Origin of the sequence: Pseudoflavonifractor sp. BSD2780061688st1 E11 (genome assembly GCF_005844125.1) — a bacterium.
In the GTDB taxonomy this organism is placed as follows: Bacteria; Bacillota; Clostridia; order Lachnospirales; family Lachnospiraceae; genus Sellimonas; species Sellimonas catena.
Genome location: NZ_SPHM01000029.1, coordinates 32,131 through 48,839, shown reverse-complemented (window position 1 = coordinate 48,839; position 16,709 = coordinate 32,131). Strand labels below are relative to the sequence as shown.

The following is a 16,709-nucleotide window of genomic DNA, read 5'->3' as shown; positions in this document are numbered from 1 at the left end:
GTAAAAAAATACAACCCAAAGGCTGTATTTTCAATATATTTTTCAGTTGTTAGAATGGAGAAAGTGGCAAAGTCGGGAGATGTGAAACCGCGTAAAAAATCTCTTAATAGATTTTGAAATCTGCTTATCATTTTGGTTCGCTTGTGTTATACTGATATTCATAGCATGAGCCTCCGGTTTTAATTGTTTTTTGGTCAATTCAATTATATCAAACCAGATGGTTTCATGCTATTTTATTGCCAGAACTTATTGAATTTTCAAGGTGCATAGGCACTTATTCAAGTGCGAAGTTTGAGTATTCTTTATTAAATCCAATGCGGACAGCGGAACCCCTCTATGATTCAATGATTCAAAAAGCATATATGCATCTTTATTTGTATCAACTTCAATTCCAACGAGAACTGCAGTCTCGAATTTACGAACAATACCAAAGAGTGCTCCTACTTCTGTTATGTTATGATTCTCATTCCTGATTTCTGTAACTTCGTCTTCAATCAGTTTGCCGAAGTGTCTATAAGCTTTCGCGATACGTCGATTTCCAAAGTTTAACGGCTTAACTTTTTGATCGGTTATAATCCCCTTATCGTACAGAATATATGAAAAATCTTCGTCATTCATATTTTGTTTTTGAAGAAACAAACGTTGTTTGTATTCTGTTTTCTTTTGTCCATCAGCAATAAAACTTTGTTTCTTGTTTGCCAATTCACTTCTTAAATTGGCAAGATCATTTCGATCATCATCATCCATCTCTGCTTTATGCTCAGACAGTTTATCATATAGTGCTGTTAAGAGTAATATCAACGTAGAGAAACGCTGCTGTCCATCAATCACCTCAAGTATTGTTCCATTTAAAGATCCATTGTTTACACAGATATATGACCCAAGAAAATAACCATAATCATTATCTGTTATATCGTTGAACAGTGCATCCCAATCATTGATTCCCCATGTATATTCACGTTGATATTTAGGAATCTTATAAATTTTATCATTATTAATTGAAAAAATTTCAGCCACGGTGGTTTGATCTACTGTTTTAATCATATTTGTAACCTCTTATCTTATTTTTTCCTATTCTGAGATTTTAGTCCATTGCAGGCTCTGATACAAATTTCTTTCAGATTTCTGCTGATATCTGCTTCCTTAAAATATTCTTCAGTGACTCTTCCAAATACATACTCATAAACAGCTTGAACCAATTTATATTTTTCTGTAAGTTTTTCTTCGTAACCATCTCCAATGTCGATCCCAAAGCTTCTGACAATATACTTTTTATAAATTTCAATTCTAGGCATTAAGTCAATTAAAATATTACTCTTTCCTTCCAAAAAGGCCTTTTTCTCTTTTGCATCGACCATATCTAAAAGAACAACTATAACTTCGAATATAATTAAATACATCTTATCCGAACTGAATGCATCTCCAACCTCTCGAGTTATTGACTCAATGCTACTTTTATATATAAGTTTATCTCTAAGAGAAAATCCATAATAATCACTAAGCGCATCGGCAATTAACGTTATCCAAAAACGCTCTGAATCGGTACACTGTACTTTTTGTCGCTGAGACCTACTAATCTCAGGCAAATTGATTGAAACATCAAAAAAATGATTCAAATATCTGGTTGAATCAAATTCGCTCCCGTAATAATTTGAAATAGTATGTATCAATTGTTCTTTGTTCAATGATACTACAAAAATGATTCTTTCATCGTCAAAATAATGTTTGATTCTTTCCAACATTTCAATTGCAAAAGACGGTTTGCAACGATCTAATTCATCAATAAAAATCACAAGCTTTTCAGCTTCTTCAACAATAATATCATTAAAGACATCTCGAACACATTCTTTGATATCTTCTTCTGTTTTGACTGCACTCAATATATCCATCTTTCCCTCTTGGAGATCTTTTATGAGTGTAGCCGGATTTACCTTTTTGATTGAAATCGGTAGGGAAGAGGCAACCGCAAGCAACCGTTCACCAAGGGATTTCGTATTGATTTTCGTATTGTACGCCCCACCGCACTGTTTTGTCATTACGAGTAAGAGCGACATTAAGGGATCATTATGATCATCATACATCCATGCATTATAATAAACCGGCAAATAAATATGTTCCACTGTAGTCTGCTTTACAGCCACGCTTTCTTTTAAGTACTCATATGAGTTTAAATCTTTTAATGGCTTTTCTTCTGTTTCCATTTTCTTTGCCCAGAAATATTTTAATGTTTCCTCAATCTGTCTAACAAAGAAAGTCTTTCCATCTCCCCATTTTGCATCCAAACTAATAAAAGCGTTCCCTTCAATCAATTCCAAACCTTCAATAAATTCCCGTATGTCTTTACCCCTATCAAAAGTGTTGTCTTTTAAAGATGTCCAGACATTTATATCTGTTGCCTCCTGAACATATTTTTTCATTTTTACTTCGGTCCTCCTGATTATCGAAAATACTTAATTTATTTTCTCATAGAAAGACTTGGAGTACAACCATCTATCTTACATTTTACTACACCATTTACTACACCATTTTCTTTCAAAATGACGATTTTTGACGCTCCCAGACAAAAAGTAAGAACCCGTAAAAACCTTGTAAAATAAGGCTTTACGGGCTCTGACACCACAGGACAAAACCACCCCAAACGAGCCAAGAGGTGAGTGCTAATTTTTTTAAATTTTATGGCGAGAGCTTTTAAAAAGGTAAATTTTACCTTGTTTTTCATCCTCATATCGCATTTCGATACTATCCGGCAGATATGCTTCCGTCCATCCTTTTCCCGCCTTCTCCCATTTCTTAATTTCATCCCATCTGGTCAGCACTTCACCTGAACCCAGCACGACTGCATTCCCGAACACATGTGGATGCCGCTGCGCCATTTTATCAATAATCCCCTGGTTAGATTAGTTAGAATATATCCACTTAAATTCCGGCGAATGATCCGGCTAAACGAAAATTATAATTTGGTTTGGCCGGATATTTCGTTGACAATCTATGAAATTCTGGCTATAATAAAATTATAATTTGGTTTGGACGAATATTCTAAATGAAATTGACTATACTATAACCGAAGGGAGAGATTGTCATGGCATATATCAAACGAGCTGTGGAAGATACGATTGCACGGGTGTCCAAAATGTTTCCGGTGCTGCTGGTAACCGGCCCCAGACAGGTTGGAAAAACGACCTTATTGCAAAGGATGTCAGAGACAGAGCAAAGCGAAGGCATAGAGCGTAAATATGTGACTCTGGATGATCCTGATGTCCGCTACTTGGCAAAACACGATCCTGCCCTGTTTTTGCAGAGGTATTCCCCACCGGTACTGATTGATGAGATCCAGTATGCAACAGAGCTATTGCCCTACATCAAAATGAGTGTTGACCGTTCTAAGAAAAAAGGTGATTTCTGGATCACAGGATCGCAGGTTTTCCGCCTTATGAAAAATGTCAGAGAAAGTCTGGCCGGACGGGTTGGAATCGTAAACCTGTTGGGATTATCCGATGCGGAAATCTACCATGAACCAAGCAAGCCTTTCCAGACAGAAGCCGGGGATTTGATGGAGCGTTTGCCTGTAAAAAGAAAAAGAGATTTGAATGAGATCTACCGTAGGATATTCAAAGGTTCTATGCCGGAACTCTATGCAGATGAAAATGTGGATTGGGAAACTTATTACCGCTCCTATGTTAACACCTATCTGCAAAGGGATATCCGGGATCTGGCACAGGTCGCGGATGAAATGCAGTTTTACAATTTTATGACGATTGTTGCTGCGTGGACTTCAAAGCCTGTTGTCTATGAAGAACTGGCGAGTGCCGCGGGCATTTCAGCTCCAACGGCCAAAAAGTGGCTCTCTATTTTGGTGTCATCTCATATCATTGCGCTTGTACAGCCTTATCACAACAATGCACTTAAACGGGTGGTAAAGATGCCATTGATCCATTTCCTGGACACCGGCCTGGCAGCGTACCTTTTAAGATGGGGCAATTCCGAAGCCCTGGAAAGGGGCGCCATGTCCGGGGCGTTCTTTGAGAGCTATGTTTTTTCAGAGATTTATAAGAGTTATCTGAACGCCGGAAAAGAGCCGCCTATTTTCTATTACAGAGATAAAGACCAGAAAGAAATCGACCTGCTGCTATATCAAAATGGTATTCTTTCTCCAATAGAGATCAAAAAATCGGCGTCACCGGGTAAGGCCGCGATTAAAAATTTCAAGGTATTGGAACCCGTTAGCAGGGAATCGGCTTTCGGAGGATTAGAGTCTTTGAAGGTTGAAATTGGAACCGGAAGTGTGGTCTGTATGGCAAACGATCTGTTGCCTGTGGACGAAAAGAACTGGTATGTACCCGTTTGGCTCATTTAATCAGTATTTTGCAGAAGAAACGAGGACCGAACAGCCCTCGTTTTTTCTATGTTCTTCGTGAGAATTTTTACCATTGTTAGCGCCGGGCGATTTTCGCCATTCAGGGGATGCGGACGAAATCCTGGACCAAATGAGGTCATTAACAGGAAGAGGTCTCGCACATGTATTCCTAGCTTTACCAACTATGTGTATACTTTCTATGACAATAAATCTTTTATATCCTCTATTAGGATCAACTCAGTGCTTTTACAGATTAATGATCTATAACCATTTTGCCGGCTACTGGTTAATTATTTGCCGGATTATTATCGGTGATATTTTCTGTAGTAAATGATGGTTTCCTTAATAAAATTATACAAGCCATTAAGTCAATAGTTATGATGTTTCCTGATATATCTTCAATTTTCAATGTCGATAATTAATGCATTAAACTTCTTTTTCTAGTTTATATCGCAGATAGTGTTTCCGTCAATGTTTGATTAATATATTTGTCGAATATTTTTGGCATTTCATTTAGCTGTATAATCTTATCAGACATGGTTTTATAGCTTTCTTTGATAGATTTTGTTGTGGTGACTTAATTTTACCAAACGGCTATAAACCATGTCTATTTTTATGAAATTGATTTTGCGAAATTAATTATACGTTATCAAGAGTTCAAATTATATTAGTTTATTTTTTTGCATTTTCTTCTAATTCAAGTAGATATTTATCAAAATCCGACATATATAATCTATCCTGAATCACCCGGTACTTTTCAAATTCTGTTTCTGCTTTCTCTTTTGCAATTTCTGCTGTAATTTTCCCGGAATCTTGCAGAACCTCTCTGTCATCCGCCATCAAGAACAAATCTAAACGCTCGGACCAGTCTTCCATTGTCATAGGTATATGACGTTCAGCTCGGTCTTCAGCTAAATCCAAATATGCAGATACAATTCGTTCCAAAGAACGCATTTCCTTCTCTGTAAGATAATTCTTGGCAATGCTAACATCACTTTTCACAATTTTACCATCTGGTGCTGCTGCCCATGTAGTAAGTCCCATATGCGGTTTCTCAGCATTTGCCCGTTCATAGATCAATTCCGCCGCCGTATGCCCATGAACTGCATAGTGCATTTTATTCTGTACTTTAGCAAAAAACTGCTTTGTCGTTTTTGCCGTCCGATCATAATCAAGGGATGTAGCGTAGATATCTGTAATTTTCTGATAGAATCTACGCTCTGACAAACGAATTTCTCGTATCTGTTCAAGCAATCTATCAAAATATTCCGTAGTAAGCATAGAACCACCATTTTTCAGTCGTTCATCATCCACGGCCCAACCTTTGATTGTATAGTCTTTCACGATCCTATTAGCCCACTTGCGAAATTGAACTGCTCTCTCATTATTTACCTTAAAACCAACGGCTATGATCATTTGCAAATTATAATGTGCCACTTCCCGGCTCACTTGACGGGAACCTTCGGTTTGAACTATCCGGAATTTCCGGATAGTTGAAATAGGTTCAAGTTCTGAATCACTATAAATCTTTTTTATATGTTCATTTACTGTACGGACATTTACATCATATAACGTAGCCATCATCTTCTGTGTCAGCCATATATTTTCATCCTCATATCGCATTTCGATACTATCCGACTGATCGCCAATGGATGACACATACGTCAAATACTCTGCTGCGCTGGATCGAATCGTCACTTCGTCTTTTTTCTTGTTCACCCGAAATCCCTCCTCTTCTTATTTCCTACTTTGTATAAGTTCATTATAGGTTCCGGAAATTAGACCTTTCTCGCTCAAATTTACATTTATCTCAATTTTATCAAATCTCCATGCTTTTCGCTATCTCTATATTTTTCTTCACCTTCATATCCATTTCACTACATCATCTCCATAGAAAACTACACTATTGACACTCCAAAGCAAAAATCAGTACCCATAGAAACCTTATAAATAAAGATCCGCATACTCTAATACCACAATACACCCCAAAACTCACTCCCTCACCCCAACCCCTTTCCTCTCCTTCGCTTCCTCAATCAACTCCTTTGCCTCTTCAAACGCCTCTGGCAGATATGCTTCCGTCCATTCTTTCCCCGCCTTCTCCCACTTCTTAATTTCATCCCATCTGGTCAGCACTTCCCCTGATCCCGATACGACCGCATCCCCAAACACATGCGGATGTCTCCGCACCATTTTATCAATGATCCCCTGGATCACATCATCCATGGTAAAGTATCCTTCTTCCTCTGCGATCCGGGCATGCATTACTACCTGCAGAAGCAGGTCTCCCAGTTCTTCTTTCAGGTTATCCGGATTTCCTGTCTTGTCCAGTATATTGATTCCACAGATCACTTCCGCTGCTTCCTCTATGCACGGCTTTTTAAGGCTCTTATGTGTCTGCTCTCTGTCCCACGGACATCCGTCCGGAGCCCGAAGTTTCGCAACAACCTGCTCAAATTCTTCAAACTTTGTCATATGATTTCACTCCTTTATCTCTGAGATACTCCCTTATTTTTGAAATATCCTTTTTCGTTCTTCCCAGCTGTCCTGTTTTCAATGCTCCTTTTCGGTACGATCCTTGCTCCATACAGCTTCAAACCTCACATTCCCCACCAATTCCCCACTGTACAGCACTCAACACTGTCTCCCGCAATACGCACCCATCACTTCATCTCTCACACCCTCAGACTCCAATTTGAAAATCCCATACTTTTTGCAGACTGATAGACCGGAAGCATCACCTCTTCCAGCCTCCCGGAGAATTCTCTTTCCGACAGTCCGCGTTGATACAGCTTGTGTTTAATCTCCTGATTATTCAGATGTTCCTTGGCGCATTTTTCAAAAGCCGCATGGATTTCCGGATATTCCCACATCATTTCGTAAGATAAATATTCGCTTTTACATAACATCGGAAAATAAGTATTCCAGTCCGGAAGGCTGTTGCTTTTCCTGCTGTTCATGCTCCGGGTCGTCGGCGTCAAATTCCACAGTTCATCATGCGCCACATAAGACCATGGCACAAAATGATCAATCGAGATATTTTTCTCATTCAGCCGTTCTTCTCCATAGATCTCGCAGACAGGTTTGATGGAAACAATCATTTTCCAGTATTTTTTTACCTTTTCCAGATTCCTCTCTTTCGGCGGATAGAGCTTGTCCACGATTCCCGGAACACTTGGATTCCTTCTCTGGAGATACTGGATGAGATTACGCTCCACCCATCCCTGTATGATTTCATAGTTCTGTTCGATGTAATCCGCCCATTCTTTCTGTATCTGAATCCGGGTATCCAGTCCACGGAATTGTAAAAAATAATACATCAGTCTTTGTTCCTGATTAATTCTTGCTGCAAGGTTTTTGCCGGATCTGTTCCACTCTTTTCCTTTCATGGACTCCATGAAAGATGCCTGCAGCCGATAAGGCACGTTCTGGGATAAAGTCCGTTTCATGGTCAGGACTTCTTTATCCTCACAGGCTGCCAGATAGTCCAGAATCACTTCTTTCTTCTCACAGGATTTCATATTGCTGATTTTCCCCAGGCGATGAACCACCCGTTCCAGCGCATCACTGGGACCCAGATTTAAGTGATACTCCGAAACCATATACCAGGCATCGGCAATCATTTCATCGATCAGTTCCTCGAAGGTAATGATCGTGTGTCCCTCTTTGATTTTCCGCGCAATCGCCTGAAACCAGAATAATTTATAGCACTCGCTTTTGTTATCAAACAGTCTGGAAAAATGAGCAATGTCCAGTATGTCCGAATATGGTAACTGCATATCAATCTCCTAACTAAATCTTCTTTCTTCCAAAAGATTATTTTCCTCATTTACACCATACAATTCTACCTTCCATTTTATCAGACTCTCTATCTTTCGCCAACCGATAGCACTCTATTTCTAAGCCCTCCAAAGCTCCTTTCCTCCCCATTCCGTCCCCGAAATCCACACATGAAAAAAGCCCGATTCTATTTTCCAAGAATCAGGCTTTTTTCGAAATGCTATTTTTATTGTTACAGCAGTGCCCCTTCCAGATCCTGCAGCATGATATCCAGTGCATTAATTCCGCCCTCTGCCGTATACCATACTGCCGGGTGTTCCAGGTACACGATATGTCCGTTTTTGTATGCGTCCGTTCCCTTCACAAGCTCATTTTCCACAATCTCCTGTGCAAGTTGCGCGCCCTCTGTGTTAATTGCGGCGTCACGGTCCATGACAAAGATGTATTCCGGATTACGTTCCACTACGAATTCGAAAGATGCTTCATTTCCGTGGGTGGAGGTATCCACATTCGAATCTACTCCGATGTTTTCAAACCCGATCTCATTTCCGATCAGGGAGCATCTTCCGTCGTTTCCGAGAATGTTGAAGCCGCCGCTTGTGCACATTCCGATAATAGCAGTTTTGTTTTCCGCAAATTCGGCCAGCGTCTGGATGCGCTTGTCAAATCCGGTCATCAATTCTTCTACTTTATCTTCTTTTCCAAAGATTGCAGCGATGGTTTCCGCATTGCTGCGTACACTTTCTACAACACCCTTTTCGCTGTCTGTGGAAAGATAGACCACCGGCGCGATTTCACTCAGCGCATCATAGGAAGCGGAAAGCCGTCCCCCGATGAAAATCACGTCCGGTTCGCTTTCCATGACTGCTTCCAGATCGGCTTCTTTGATGGTTCCCAGATTTTTTATATTCTCGTTCGTCACATAGTCCTGCAGATAATCGAGGGAAGTGGTTGCGCTTCCAACTACGCAGTCTCCTTCTCCAATGCTGTCGATGATGTCAAGACTGGCCATGTCGAGGAGGGCGGCCCGTTCCGGACGGTACGGTACTTCGACCTGAGTCTCTTCTCCATTTCCGTCCAGGCTTGTAATCGTCACGGTCTCCGGTTCTGAAGTTTCTTCATTTCCCGCTGTCTGTGCTTTCCCTGATGTATTTTCTGCTTCTTTTGAACCGCACGCGGCAAGTGAGAAAGCCATTGTGCAGGCTAAAATCAATGTAATGAGTTTTCTTTTCATAATCCTGTTCTCCTTTTTCATATAGAAATCATTTAATAGTAAATTGCCAGCGGTCTTCCTTTGACCATCTGGATTTCAAAATCCACCTGATAGATCTCCGCCAGATTTTCCTTTGTCATAACTTCCTCCACGGTTCCGAATTTAGCGATTCTGCCGTCCACAAAGGCGCAGATATAATCCGAATAAAATGCCGCATAATTGATTTCGTGCAGTACAAGTACCACCGTCTTTCCCAGTTCATCGCAGAGCCTGCGCACGATCTTCATCATATTGGCGGCGTGGTAGATATCCAGGTTGTTGGTCGGTTCATCCAGCAGCACATAGTCTGTGTCCTGGGCAATAACCATGGCGATCATCGCCCTCTGGCGCTGTCCTCCTGAGAGTTCGTCAATGAACCGGTCTCTCATCTCCTCCAGTTCCATGTAGGCAATGGCCTGATCGACGATTTCCTGGTCCTCTTTTGTAATCCGGTTTCCGGAATACGGGAAGCGTCCGAAGGCGACCAGCTCCTGCACCGTCAGCTTCATCTGGATCTGGTTGCTCTGGGTCAGAATCGCCAGCTTTTTGGAGAGCTCCCTGCTCTTCCATTTTCCAATATCTTTTCCGTGAAAATCCACCATTCCTTCATCCCGCGCAATCAGACGCGAAATCATGCCCATGACCGTCGATTTTCCGGCCCCGTTTGGACCGATCAGCGACAGGACCTTCCCTTTCGGGATTTCAAACGAGACTGAATCCACCACTGTTTTCCCATCGTATGTTTTCGTCAGTTCTTGTATATTCATTTCTCAAACCCTCCGTCTTGTCAGCAGCAGATACAGGAAATAGATACCGCCGCCCACTGTAATAAACACGCTGACCGGAATCGAGTAGGTAAAAACGTGTTCCACAATCAGCTGTCCTGCAACCAGTACGATCGTTCCAAACAGGGCACTGCCGAGGATCAGCTGTCCATGCCGGAATGTCTGCAGGAGCTGCCTTGACAGGTTGGCAATGATCAGTCCCAGAAATGAGATCGGTCCCACCATCGCTGTTGCCACTGCGATACAGATCGTAACTCCAAGCAGAAGCCTGCGGATCGTCCGGTCATAATCCACGCCCAGATTCACCGCCTGCTGCCTTCCGAGAGTGATGACGTCCAGAAGTGCCAGATCTTTTCTCAGAACAAAAATCAGGGCTCCGAGAACCACCACGGAAAACACAATAATTTCCGAGTTGACATTGCTGAAACTTGCCACAAGCGTGCTCAGCAGGTTGTCATATTCATTCGGATCCATCACTCTTGTAAGTGTCGACTGGATGCTGGAGAAAAACGAGGTCAACACCGTCCCGATCAGCAGTACATACAGGACATTATAGTTTGTCTTTTTGAAAAGCCATCCGTAGATCACCGTTGCCGTAATCCCCATGATGACGAGATCCACCGCAAACGATGCATTTGCATTATTTGCAAGAACGCTTGTGGATCCCGCGAAAAATACCACTGCTGTATGAATCAGGGTATAAAGGGAATTCATCCCAAGCAGACATGGAGTGACGATAGTATTGTTGATCACCGACTGGAACACCAGGGAGGCGCCTCCGATGGCGAAGGCAGTGATAATCATGACAATCAGCTTTGGCGTCCGCAGTTTCAGGGCATAGAAAAAGAGCCTCTCATTGTCAAAATTGACTTCCACCAGCATGTATGCCGCTGCTGCCGCTGCCGCGAGCAGGGCCATCATCACCAGTTTCTGTATGTTCCGATAGTATGCTTTCGTCCTCATGCTCTGTCACCTCCGTCCAGTCCGGGCACACGTTCCGCACATCCGGCTGCACCGCCCGTCCGGAATGTTACCGCTTTTCTTCCGTGCTTTAACCGGTAGAGCAAAAGCCCGATAAAAAGAAGACTTCCGAGGATGCCGATGACCAGTTCAATCGGCAGCTCATACGGAGCAATCACAATTCTTCCGATCATGTCGCATACCAGAACAAAGAGCGCTCCAAACAGGGCTGTATCCACAAGGGTTCCGCGGATCTTGTCACCTTTAAACATGGCGACGATATTTGGCACAATCAGGCCGATATAGGAGATGGATCCCACGACCACAACAACGGATGCTGTGATCATCGCCGCAATGGTAAGTCCCATGAAAAGGACAAAATTGTACGGCACCCCGAGATTTCTGGAAAAATCCTTTCCCATTCCCACAATGTTGAAATGGCTTGCAAAGAGAAACGCAAGCACCACCAGCGGCACAACCAGATATACAATCTCGTACCGCCCCCTCATCACAAGGGAAAAATGTCCTACCAGCCAGGACGATAATGCCTGTGTCATTTCATATTTGTAGGCAAGATAATTGGTGATTCCCCCGATTACGTTTCCGAACATGATTCCGACAAGCGGCACCATCACCACATCTTTAAACTGGATTTTCTGGATAAACCATACGAAAATCCACGTTCCCAGAATCGCCGCCGCAAAAGCAAACAGCGCCCTTCCCCATAGTGTGGATTTTGGCATAAACAAAAGTGCCAGAAGAATCCCGAACTGAGCCGAAGATATGGTTGCTCCCGTTGTCGGCGAAACAAATTTATTCATGCATAACTGCTGCATAATCAGTCCTGCGGTGCTCATGCCGATTCCCGTACACAGGATTGCAAGCAGTCTTGGCATCCTGGATACCAGAAAGATTTCCCACTGCTTTGCATCTCCTGTCAAAAGCTGACGCAGATCCATGTCCATGACGCCTACAAACAGCGACATAAAAGACAGGACAATCAAAAGCGCCGCAAGAATGATTGTTAGTTTTCTTCCTTTAATAGCTGAATCCCCCTTCCTTGGTTTGTTGACGAAACCGATTATAACACGGATTAGTTTTAACTAACTAATATCGATTTGGAATGGGTTTTCTGCTTCTTCAGTTATAGCTTCTCTCTTAATTTTTCTATAAATTCAACGCATGGACTACTCAAGATATGCTGTTCTGACGTGACATAGCCAACCGTAAGAAATGGTTCACAGTCTTTGACTGTCAGTGTTTTGATTCCGTGTCCTTCATACTGGTTTGTAAGAAACTTCACGCCCATCCCGCAGAGATCGGTCGCACTGAGTGCATGGATCAGGGCATACTCGCTGTTGGTACAGATGACATTGTTGAGCATTTCCCGGCTGATGATCCCAAGGCTTATTGTCTCCAGATGATGTTCCATTGAGAAATAATCCCTGGCTCCACTGACAAACCGCAGCTTGGGAAGTTCCGAAAAGCGGACTTCGCTGCGCTCGTACAATGGGTTGTTCTTTCCCACGTAAAGGCACAGTTCTCTTGTGGCCAGCGGATGGAACTCCAGCTTTTTGTGGGTGAGGATATGCTGAAACGCCGCCAGCTGGTTCTGTGCAATAAAGACAACACCCAGCTCGGAGAGACCGGATTTGACATTATCCGTGATTTCTTCCGCCGTCCCCTGAAGATGTTCAATCGTATAGTTTTCCTTTGTTTCCTCATAAAAGCTGACCAGAATCCCTGCAAGCAGATTGCTTGGAAATGTGGAAATTTTCAGCTTTGCTCCCGGATTGACGGATACAGTACTGTGAATCAGCTGGGCATTTTTCAGGATATTCTGGGCGTACTCTTTGATCATTTCCCCAAAAGACGTCAGCTGTATCCCCTTACTGTTTCTCACAAAAAGCTCCCGCCCCAGTTCTTTTTCCAGACTTAAAATGACTTTACTTACATTGGGCTGCGATGTATACAGACACTCTGCCGCCTTATTAAAGCTTCCCTTTTCACTGGCTGCTACAAAATATTCTAACTGTTTGATTTCCATCTTGTTCTCCTTTTAGTTTGTCTTAACTAACTATATCTGAAACAAACCCGGATCGCAAGAATTATTTCTACATGAATTGAGCAGCGCTTCCGGACAGAAGCGCTGCTGTTCCAGCCGCACTATTTTCCAAAATACTCATCCAGCGTGACAAGGACTCCGTCTTCCTCGTTGGAAGGGCAGACCGCTTTTGCCGCTTTCTTTGCCTCCGGCATGGCATTTGCCATTGCATAGCTGTACCCGCAGTATTTCAGCATTTCCAGATCATTTCCGCCGTCTCCGAAGGCCATGCATTGCTCCGGCATAATTCCCCATCGCTGCGCCAGTCTGTGAATGCCCGCCGCTTTATGAAAGTCCGGCAGAATCAGATCGATGGAACCATGTCCGCTTGTAAGGGGCTCTATCTTCCCTTTCAGTTTTTTTCGTAAAAGATCATAATAAAAATACGTTTTTCCAATGGAACTGTCGGTGCAAATTTCAGGATCTGGTCGTCCACGGTTCTCAGATCATCCACCCATTTCAGGCGGTGATAAAACTGACGGGTCGCATCAAAAAACTCCTGGCTGACTGCTCCTCTCTGGCAGTATGCGCTTTCCACGCCGCATAAGACATTCTGAATTTCGGGGTACCTTTCGCAGACGTCAAACACCAGATTCACCGTTTCCCTCGGCATGTCTGCCGCAAAGACAAGCTGCCCGTGATCCGTTATGTAGGCGCCGTTTTCGGCCACAAAGGAAATTTCCTTTTCTTGTCCCGGGAACAGATCTCTCAGCTGATAATACTGATTTCCGCTTGCCACCACAAAATGGCATCCGTTCTGATGCATCCTGTGAAGAATCCGTTCAAAACGTTCCGTATCATACGTATAATCGGAACGCATAAATGTTCCATCGATATCTACTGCCACCAGTTTGATTTCCTGCTGCATCTTACTTTTCCCTCCTGCTAAAAACTGTTTTCAACAACTCCCGGGAGAAGGTCATAAATCGATCCGCCGATTTTTCGTTCAAACATCTCCTTGATTTCCAGTGTTTTCTTCCACCGCGGTACGGTAGCGGGTTTTGTCCCGTACCGGATTGCCACGTCCACGAACCGCTTCTCCAGAAGGCAGAATCCTGTCGGAAGTGCAAGTGCATCGCACAGTTGTACCAGTCTGTCGTAATCATCGTAGACAGCGTGCTGAATAAACTGCTCCATGAACCGGTAGTCCTCTTCCGATACGTCGAAAACACCGATTGACGTCTGGATATCCTGAATCATAAATGCATGGGAAATGCAGATCTGCGCCGCCTTTTCCCAGCCTCGTTCCATACAGTAGCGGTAACCGTCAATCAGGTGTTTCTCCGAGCTTCTCCCCGCATACCGTCCAATATCATGCAAAAGTCCAAAACAGTATGCCTCGTCCGGTGATAATCCGGGACAGCAGGCTGCTATATTTCTACATGCCTGAGCAACAAACCGGGAATGTGCCACCCAGTCTCCCGGATTTAATTTCTCTGCACGTTCCAGTTCCTTTTCCGCTGTTTTTACATTCAGTTCCATCATCCCATCCCTCTCTGTTTCGTATCATATACTATTATGATAGCGCCACAGTATCCTTGAATGATATCCTTTTTCTGTCACTATTTGGTAAAATCCCGCCATTGGTCTCTGTATGCAAGAGGTGAAACTCCTTGATACTTCCGAAAGACCTTGCCAAAGTAACTGCCGCTTCCCATTCCGCAGTCCAGAGCAATTTCCGTGATGGACTTCCTGCCTTCCTCCAGCATCCGGCACGCCGTCTGAATCCGGAAGCCCGTCAGATATTCTGTTGGCGTCATCTGTAAACATTTCCGGAAAATCCGGTAACATTCCCTTTCGCTGATAAACGCCGCAGCCGCGATTCCGGAAACAGTCAGTTTTTCTGCATAATTTTCCTGAATATAGCTCATCATCTGTTTGATCTGCTCTTTCGACCGGTCTGCCGGTCCCGTACTTTTTTGTTTCCGCAGTACCTGCTGATTCTGCCGGAAAAGTTCCAGCCAGATTTCAGACAGGGCTTCGCGGATCTGCAGCTCATACCCGCTTTCTTCTTCCGGGATCTGAAACGCCTGCCGGATCATGTGAAGAATCTTTTGCTGCTCCGAATTTTCAGGCGAAAGGGCAATCAGTTCCAGTTCTGAAGACGACATCAGCGGTGTCACATATTTTTCCCCGATCCGGCTGCTGTAATTTCCCGCAATCAAAACTGGATCAAAAATGTGAAGAAGCTGCACGTTCTCTCTGCCCTCTTTCTGAAATTTCGTCATATGCAGCACATTGGAATTCACCATCCCGCCCGATCCGGCCGGAAATTCTTTCACCCCTCCGGGTGTATGGTAAGTCAGCGTCCCGCTTTCTATATAAAACAGTTCCACCGCCTTATGCCAGTGCCATGGCACAAAGGATTCCTGATAAGCGTTTAATTCCGCCCTTGACGCAATATAAGGGAATTCCTCTGTGAATCCTTCTATTTTCTCTTCCCTGCTTCCCGTATAAAACTGAAGGCCTCGCGTAATCTTCATTGTGTGTTTCCTCCTTCTTTCAGTGTACCATATTTTAAAGAAATTCTTCATGTATTTTATTGTAACTATTGACATTACATCTGCTCTCTGCTACACTTTCCCTTGTAAGCAAAACGATTACATCTATTAATCATAAACAAAGGAAGTAAGAATTCATGAACCAGAACGAACGAAGACAATACCTGATTGAAACCTTGTTAAAAGAGGAACCGTCTTACCGGACCATGCAGATTCCATCCGGAGAAGAAAACCAGAAGATGCTTCTGCGTGCCCTTTTGAATGTCCGGCCGCCGCGCGAAATCAGCGAAGAATTTCTGAACGTTCAGGATGCCTATCTTCAGGAAGAGACCCGGAAAAAGGGAATCACTGATCTTACGGATCTGACTCCTGTCTCAGACGGCATTTATCTTTGGCAGGGCGATATTACGACGCTGAAATGCGATGCCATCGTCAATGCAGCAAACAGCGGCATGACCGGCTGCTACGTCCCGAACCACCGCTGCATCGACAACTGCATTCATACATTCAGCGGCATACAACTGCGCCTGCTCTGCGGCACCATCATGGAAAAACAGGGGTATCCGGAGCCGACCGGGACGGCTAAGCTGACACCGGCCTTTAATCTTCCGTGCCGGTACATCCTTCATACCGTCGGTCCCATCGTATCGGGTCGCCTGACCGAGACACACTGCCATCAACTTGCGGACTGCTATCAATCCTGTCTGGAACTTGCCGCAGGCCACGGGTTACACAGCGTTGCTTTCTGCTGCATCTCCACAGGAGAATTTCATTTTCCGAATGACAAGGCGGCTGAGATTGCCGTCCAAACCGTCCGGGAATTTCTCGCAAAAGATACCAGTGTGAAGAACGTGATCTTCAATGTATTCAAAGATCTGGATCGGGACATTTATACAAGACTTCTTGCATAACGCCTTTTCTTGAAAAACGAATTTTGACACTGCCGGACAAAAAACAAAGCCCGTAAAGCCTT

Annotated in this window: 17 protein-coding genes and 1 pseudogene; 2 read left to right on the top strand and 16 right to left on the bottom strand. The window is 43.5% G+C overall.

Annotation, left to right across the window (positions count from 1 at the left end):
* Positions 1–246: 246 nt before the first annotated feature.
* From FGQ85_RS12880 to FGQ85_RS19190, 4 genes and pseudogenes are all read right to left on the bottom strand, one after another.
* Complete coding sequence (locus tag FGQ85_RS12880) at positions 247–1,044, bottom strand: DUF262 domain-containing protein (protein ID WP_243128561.1); 798 nt, start codon at positions 1,042–1,044, stop codon at positions 247–249.
* Positions 1,045–1,061: 17 nt separating this feature from the next.
* Complete coding sequence (locus tag FGQ85_RS12875; RefSeq protein WP_138373633.1) at positions 1,062–2,417, bottom strand: P-loop NTPase fold protein; 1,356 nt, start codon at positions 2,415–2,417, stop codon at positions 1,062–1,064.
* A 38-nt stretch (positions 2,418–2,455) separates the two neighbouring features.
* Positions 2,456–2,719 (bottom strand): hypothetical protein, encoded by a 264-nt coding sequence (locus tag FGQ85_RS12870; RefSeq protein WP_138373632.1) that lies wholly within the window; start codon positions 2,717–2,719, stop codon positions 2,456–2,458.
* A gap of 58 nt (positions 2,720–2,777) precedes the next feature.
* Positions 2,778–2,891, bottom strand: a pseudogene (locus tag FGQ85_RS19190) (nucleoside triphosphate pyrophosphohydrolase); the annotation flags it as partial.
* Positions 2,892–3,079: 188 nt separating this feature from the next.
* Here FGQ85_RS19190 and FGQ85_RS12865 point away from each other — a divergent pair.
* A complete protein-coding gene (locus FGQ85_RS12865) occupies positions 3,080–4,354 on the top strand; it encodes an ATP-binding protein (RefSeq protein WP_138373631.1) in 1,275 nt (424 codons plus the stop codon).
* Between the two features lie 672 nt (positions 4,355–5,026).
* Here FGQ85_RS12865 and FGQ85_RS12860 read toward each other — a convergent pair.
* The 12 genes from FGQ85_RS12860 to FGQ85_RS12810 all read right to left on the bottom strand — a co-directional run bounded on the left by FGQ85_RS12860 (position 5,027) and on the right by FGQ85_RS12810 (position 15,718).
* Positions 5,027–6,073 (bottom strand): virulence RhuM family protein, encoded by a 1,047-nt coding sequence (locus FGQ85_RS12860; protein ID WP_138373630.1) that lies wholly within the window; start codon positions 6,071–6,073, stop codon positions 5,027–5,029.
* A 273-nt stretch (positions 6,074–6,346) separates the two neighbouring features.
* A complete protein-coding gene (locus FGQ85_RS12855) occupies positions 6,347–6,829 on the bottom strand; it encodes a MazG family protein (protein ID WP_138373629.1) in 483 nt (160 codons plus the stop codon).
* 200 nt (positions 6,830–7,029) lie between these two features.
* Positions 7,030–8,133: an HNH endonuclease domain-containing protein gene (locus FGQ85_RS12850; RefSeq protein WP_243128560.1), complete on the bottom strand. Its 1,104-nt coding sequence runs from the start codon at positions 8,131–8,133 to the stop codon at positions 7,030–7,032.
* A 233-nt stretch (positions 8,134–8,366) separates the two neighbouring features.
* Positions 8,367–9,368 carry an ABC transporter substrate-binding protein gene (locus FGQ85_RS12845; RefSeq protein ID WP_243128559.1) on the bottom strand — a complete coding sequence of 334 codons (1,002 nt, stop codon included), beginning with the start codon at positions 9,366–9,368 and terminating at the stop codon, positions 8,367–8,369.
* A gap of 32 nt (positions 9,369–9,400) precedes the next feature.
* Positions 9,401–10,153: an ATP-binding cassette domain-containing protein gene (locus FGQ85_RS12840; protein WP_138373628.1), complete on the bottom strand. Its 753-nt coding sequence runs from the start codon at positions 10,151–10,153 to the stop codon at positions 9,401–9,403.
* Between the two features lie 3 nt (positions 10,154–10,156).
* Positions 10,157–11,134, bottom strand: a complete 978-nt coding sequence (locus tag FGQ85_RS12835) for an iron chelate uptake ABC transporter family permease subunit (protein WP_138373627.1) — start codon at positions 11,132–11,134, stop codon at positions 10,157–10,159.
* A complete protein-coding gene (locus FGQ85_RS12830; RefSeq protein ID WP_279233662.1) occupies positions 11,131–12,135 on the bottom strand; it encodes an iron chelate uptake ABC transporter family permease subunit in 1,005 nt (334 codons plus the stop codon). The genes FGQ85_RS12835 and FGQ85_RS12830 overlap by 4 nt, the downstream gene beginning before the upstream one ends.
* A 140-nt stretch (positions 12,136–12,275) precedes the next feature.
* Positions 12,276–13,178: a LysR family transcriptional regulator gene (locus FGQ85_RS12825; protein ID WP_138373625.1), complete on the bottom strand. Its 903-nt coding sequence runs from the start codon at positions 13,176–13,178 to the stop codon at positions 12,276–12,278.
* A 119-nt stretch (positions 13,179–13,297) separates the two neighbouring features.
* On the bottom strand, positions 13,298–13,579 hold the full coding sequence (locus FGQ85_RS19030; RefSeq protein ID WP_347563099.1) for an HAD hydrolase family protein: 282 nt from the start codon (positions 13,577–13,579) through the stop codon (positions 13,298–13,300).
* An 8-nt stretch (positions 13,580–13,587) separates the two neighbouring features.
* Positions 13,588–14,103: an HAD family hydrolase gene (locus FGQ85_RS19025; RefSeq protein ID WP_279233661.1), complete on the bottom strand. Its 516-nt coding sequence runs from the start codon at positions 14,101–14,103 to the stop codon at positions 13,588–13,590.
* A gap of 17 nt (positions 14,104–14,120) precedes the next feature.
* Positions 14,121–14,717 carry an HDOD domain-containing protein gene (locus tag FGQ85_RS12815; protein WP_138373634.1) on the bottom strand — a complete coding sequence of 199 codons (597 nt, stop codon included), beginning with the start codon at positions 14,715–14,717 and terminating at the stop codon, positions 14,121–14,123.
* Positions 14,718–14,797: 80 nt separating this feature from the next.
* On the bottom strand, positions 14,798–15,718 hold the full coding sequence (locus FGQ85_RS12810) for an AraC family transcriptional regulator (protein WP_138373624.1): 921 nt from the start codon (positions 15,716–15,718) through the stop codon (positions 14,798–14,800).
* 155 nt (positions 15,719–15,873) lie between these two features.
* Between FGQ85_RS12810 and FGQ85_RS12805 the strand changes: the two genes are divergently transcribed.
* Entirely contained in the window at positions 15,874–16,647 is a 774-nt protein-coding gene (locus FGQ85_RS12805) for a protein-ADP-ribose hydrolase (protein ID WP_138373623.1), read from the top strand.
* The last annotated feature ends 62 nt before the right edge of the window (positions 16,648–16,709 follow it).

Coding starts and splice junctions, on each gene's coding strand:
- FGQ85_RS12865 (WP_138373631.1), top strand. CDS start 3,080: ATGGCATATATCAAACGAGCTGTGGAAGATACGATTGCACGGGTGTCC.
- FGQ85_RS12875 (WP_138373633.1), bottom strand. CDS start 2,417: ATGAAAAAATATGTTCAGGAGGCAACAGATATAAATGTCTGGACATCT.
- FGQ85_RS12850 (WP_243128560.1), bottom strand. CDS start 8,133: ATGCAGTTACCATATTCGGACATACTGGACATTGCTCATTTTTCCAGA.
- FGQ85_RS12825 (WP_138373625.1), bottom strand. CDS start 13,178: ATGGAAATCAAACAGTTAGAATATTTTGTAGCAGCCAGTGAAAAGGGA.
- FGQ85_RS12835 (WP_138373627.1), bottom strand. CDS start 11,134: ATGAGGACGAAAGCATACTATCGGAACATACAGAAACTGGTGATGATG.
- FGQ85_RS12810 (WP_138373624.1), bottom strand. CDS start 15,718: ATGAAGATTACGCGAGGCCTTCAGTTTTATACGGGAAGCAGGGAAGAG.
- FGQ85_RS12855 (WP_138373629.1), bottom strand. CDS start 6,829: ATGACAAAGTTTGAAGAATTTGAGCAGGTTGTTGCGAAACTTCGGGCT.
- FGQ85_RS12805 (WP_138373623.1), top strand. CDS start 15,874: ATGAACCAGAACGAACGAAGACAATACCTGATTGAAACCTTGTTAAAA.
- FGQ85_RS12880 (WP_243128561.1), bottom strand. CDS start 1,044: ATGATTAAAACAGTAGATCAAACCACCGTGGCTGAAATTTTTTCAATT.
- FGQ85_RS12815 (WP_138373634.1), bottom strand. CDS start 14,717: ATGGAACTGAATGTAAAAACAGCGGAAAAGGAACTGGAACGTGCAGAG.
- FGQ85_RS12870 (WP_138373632.1), bottom strand. CDS start 2,719: ATGAAAAACAAGGTAAAATTTACCTTTTTAAAAGCTCTCGCCATAAAA.
- FGQ85_RS12840 (WP_138373628.1), bottom strand. CDS start 10,153: ATGAATATACAAGAACTGACGAAAACATACGATGGGAAAACAGTGGTG.
- FGQ85_RS12845 (WP_243128559.1), bottom strand. CDS start 9,368: ATGAAAAGAAAACTCATTACATTGATTTTAGCCTGCACAATGGCTTTC.
- FGQ85_RS19025 (WP_279233661.1), bottom strand. CDS start 14,103: ATGCAGCAGGAAATCAAACTGGTGGCAGTAGATATCGATGGAACATTT.